General features: G+C 55.3%; 4 protein-coding genes. All 4 read right to left on the bottom strand.

Annotated elements, in window-relative coordinates; genetic code table 11:
• Positions 1-1,124, bottom strand: a 1,124-nt coding sequence (locus tag NW820_RS04025) for a proton extrusion protein PcxA (RefSeq protein ID WP_414406748.1), incomplete at its 3' end; no start/stop codon positions are given.
• A gap of 180 nt (positions 1,125-1,304) precedes the next feature.
• Positions 1,305-2,708, bottom strand: a complete 1,404-nt coding sequence (locus tag NW820_RS04020; RefSeq protein ID WP_011432449.1) for a glycosyltransferase — start codon at positions 2,706-2,708, stop codon at positions 1,305-1,307.
• A 256-nt stretch (positions 2,709-2,964) separates the two neighbouring features.
• Positions 2,965-3,081: a photosystem II reaction center X protein gene (locus NW820_RS04015; protein WP_011432450.1), complete on the bottom strand. Its 117-nt coding sequence runs from the start codon at positions 3,079-3,081 to the stop codon at positions 2,965-2,967.
• A gap of 104 nt (positions 3,082-3,185) precedes the next feature.
• On the bottom strand, positions 3,186-3,542 hold the full coding sequence (locus tag NW820_RS04010; protein WP_011432451.1) for a ferredoxin-thioredoxin reductase catalytic domain-containing protein: 357 nt from the start codon (positions 3,540-3,542) through the stop codon (positions 3,186-3,188).
• Between the last annotated feature and the right edge of the window lie 308 nt (positions 3,543-3,850).

The following is a 3,850-nucleotide window of genomic DNA, read 5'->3' as shown; positions in this document are numbered from 1 at the left end:
CCGTAGATCAGACGATCCAAAAAAGACTTGAGGACTTCGATTTCCTCACGCCCAATAAAGATAAGCCAGCCAAACACCAGCAGCGAAAGCAAATCAGCAAGGATATTCTTCAATCCTTCCGAGTTCCTACGGCTATATTTTTTCAGCAGTTCCTCTGCCTTCATGGACAGTTGCTCTTCTGATTCCAGATCCCACTCTGGGGGTTGATGGTGCAAAGCTCGCTCAAATTCTATTCTTTCCTTGAAAAACTCGAACTCTGACAGGGCTTTTTCTTGGAATTCGTGGCTCAGAGCCACAATGGCAGGCTCCCGTTGTTGGAAGTGATCCACCAATGGCCCAAACAGAAAGTTTTTCGAGAGGATCTGGGTGAGCAGAGGCAAAACGGCCAACAACAACAGAAAACGAATCGATACCAGTGTGCGAGTGCGAGCCTCCCGATACTCTTGGATCAGTTCCTCTTCGGCCTGGGAACTCAGCTCACGGCGGATTTGGCTGGCCGTGCGCAGAATAGAACGGGGCAGAATCGCAGCTTTGGAAGCGACCGGGGCAGCGCCATTGCCGGAGCCTGCCTTGACAGAGACATTAGAAGAACTGGGTTCAGTTGAGGTAGGTTGTTCTGGCGGTTCGAGAGGCTCAGGTGAAGTGGAAATTGAAGCAGAGACAGGTTGGGATTTTCTGGTCGGGCGTTTGTATCGAGAAGTCACCTGATCGATAAACTGCAGTTTCTCCAAGATGGAAAGATCTCGTCTTTGGCAACCATTCTCGGAGTTTTCGCTGCTGCTTTCAGAAACATTGGCCTCAGCGGCATGGAGTTGTTGAGCTTTATCTTGGGCAGAAACAGGGCCACTGCCATTTTGCTCGGGATCCGGCAGGCGAGAAAGGGCGCTGCTGGCTCTGAACTCTGCCAAACGCAGATCGATCTGGCGCAGTTGCCGGCGCAGTTGAATTTGAAAGTAGCGGCTGACATTCTGGCCATGTTGCCCGTTGCTGCCGATGGATCCTCCCTGGAAGTATTGATCCTCAATGGCTTTAATGCGCAGGGCAGCCTCATAAGCTTGGTCGAGGGAGCGCAGGGGGGTATTCGAGATCCATTGGCCCAGCCTGCTCAATACGGATTCTCCCATTGCTCGTTCCCGTGGCACTCCCCATGGGGGCCGATCCACACATTACAGTGATCCGATTGACTAATTATTGTAACGAGTCCTGGGTGCCTAGGCGGGAATCCCAACGGTGGAGAAGTACTTGCAGAGACTGGCCCTGCCTCGACAGAAGTACAGACCGGCACCTTTGGGTCAGAGCAAACTTCAGTATCCCTTAAAGCGCTTGAGGGCAAAGCCACAGATCTGCAGCAGCCGCAGCCCCTCTCGCACATGGTGAATGTTGGAGCGACCATAGGTTCTGGGGAAATAGCGCACGGGGATATCCAGGATCTTCAGGGTGCGCTTGGCGGATCCCAGCAACAGGTCAAAATCTCCAAACGGGTCGAAATCCCCCCACTCTTGGCACAGCTTGGCAATCTGCTGGTAATCCTCCCGCCACAGGGCCTTGGTGCCACAGAGGGAATCTTTGATGCGGATGCCGAGAATGTAGGAGAGGAGAGCGGCAAAAAAACGATTGGCCCATTGGTTTAGCCGAGGCATTGCCTCTGGTTTCAGGGGATAGATAAGGCGACAACCATTGGCAAAATCACATCGCCCGGAAGCCACAGCCCGGAAAAACTTGGGCATGTCCTCTGCCTGTACCGTCAAATCGGCATCGAGGATGATCAACACATCCCCTGTAGCGGCGGCTAGCCCCTTGCGCACCGCATCCCCCTTGCCCTTGCCCTCCTGCCGTAGAGCCCGGATATTGCGGATCCCTTGGTATTCCGCCTGTACCCGCTGGATCTCGGCCCAAGTCCCGTCGCTGGAATGCCCCTCCACAAAAATGATCTCGGTGCGGGATCCCATCTCGGGCAAATGTTCCACGCAGCGGCGGATGTTGCCCGCTTCATTCCGAGCCGGAATCACCACGGTGCAGGAAGGCTGCTGCTCAGGGGGGGGATCCCAGGCAGGGTCGGGCTGCAGGCGAGCGATCGTATATTCCGTCAGGCAGAGGGCGTTGATCCCGGGCAATGGGGCAATCACCCGGTTGATCACAGTCGAAAGGAACGGGATCCGCCGCGGCAACAACAGCCGCTTGCCCTGCTGAATGACCTCGTATCCCGCCAGGTGCAGCAGATTGGCCACATCGGCTGCCGATAACCAGTTGGCTGCCGGCAGAGGCATCCGTTGCTTCAGAGCGGTTGCCAAGCCCAGAATCGGCTCCCAGAGCGGGTTGTGGTGGGAGAGGATCAGGCGGGTGCGTGGGGTACAGAAGCGGCGCAACTGCTGGAGAACCTGCTGGATGTCGGCCAGGTAGCCCAGGGTATTGACGAGCAAGATCACATCAAAAGGCTCCGCCAAGACGGGATCCCCTTTGTCCAGCGTGTGGGCATCTTGCACCCGGAAATGGAGATGGGGAAACTCTGCCTGAGCTTGGGCAACAATGTCCGCATCCCGGTCGATCCCCACCCCGAAGCTGGGCTGCAAGGCATTGAGCAGGGATCCCGTGCCGGAACCAATCTCCAAGATGCGCAAACCGGCAGGGACAAAAAAGCGATGCAGCCGCTCCAGATCCTCGTGGTAGTAGCGGTTTTTTTGCCGCCAGTAATACAAGGGGTGGGTCAACGCTGGCAAGGGATCCCTGGGGTATCGCTGGATAGTCTTCGATCATAAGGTGTGATCGTTTGCAACAACGGCTTCAAGCACCTTAGATCTCAATCTGTTGGTCACCCAACCCAGCTGGATCCCCGACAACAGGGGCGAAGCCCTCCAGCGATTGCGTACCGCAGCCACATCTTGCCACCCCAGTCTCTCCCCACCCAGCGATAGCAGTACAGGGAAAAGGGAAGCATTGGCGGGCAAGTGCCAACGAGCGGGGATCTCAGCGACGACGCACTTTATCCCTTTGGCTGACAAAGATGATGGCGCCAAAGAGAGCCCCCAGCACAACTGCACCAGCCACCAAGCTCCAGAGGAAGTTAGCAAGTGAGGGAGTCATAAAAGCGTTTCCTCCTCGTGCAAATAACCATTGCCCAACGGCTTTTCGATTATACCGAGCCCTGTCACCCTTCCAAAGCCTGCCTTTGTCCCTGCCGGGCGCTGTCATTTGGTAGTTTGGTATTCCAGGGGCACCTCCTCTAGGGTTTGGCTCTTGCCGGCAAAGGGGTTATCCGGCGTTAAGAACAGCATACAGTGACATTCCTTTCGCTCCCGCATGGGTACACAGGGGCAATTCCAATAGCCTGCTTTTGCTTCTGCCTCTTTGTCTTCATAAAAACGACAGGGACACAGCGGGGCGCCCAATTGCTCTTTGTGCAGAGCCAAGCCTTCGATCACCGCCGTCGTAATTGATGGATCCGAGCAGAAAAAGGTCTCGGAGCGTTTGGCGTAGGTTTCTGCGAAATGCCGCATCAACTCAAAGCTCTTCTGTGAGGACTTTTTGTAACCACGACTTTCCATGACGATTCCCAAAAGTGGAACTAACCGGCTGTTGCTAGCAATGGGGTTCACAGCTTTTTCCGACGACGCCTCCCGAAGCCAGTACAGACGTGTAGGGGGCCGGGATTCTATTAACTCCACAGATAACTCCACAGACCTCCCACAACGTCGAGAAAAGCTGTATCTCGCTCTTCGTTGTACAGCAGACCTCTAGGCAGGACAAAAGATTATGCCCTTGCTGTTACACAAGGCAACATCTAGGGGCCGTAGCAAGAGCCAGCCTTGGCGTACTCTACAGAATACCTTGACATCCTCCCCGGCCTGAAGGC

Source organism: Synechococcus sp. R55.7 (assembly GCF_047461955.1).
In the GTDB taxonomy this organism is placed as follows: domain Bacteria; phylum Cyanobacteriota; class Cyanobacteriia; order Thermostichales; family Thermostichaceae; genus Thermostichus.
The sequence above is the reverse complement of the archived record's forward strand: the minus strand, read 5'-3'. Positions and strand labels throughout refer to the sequence as shown.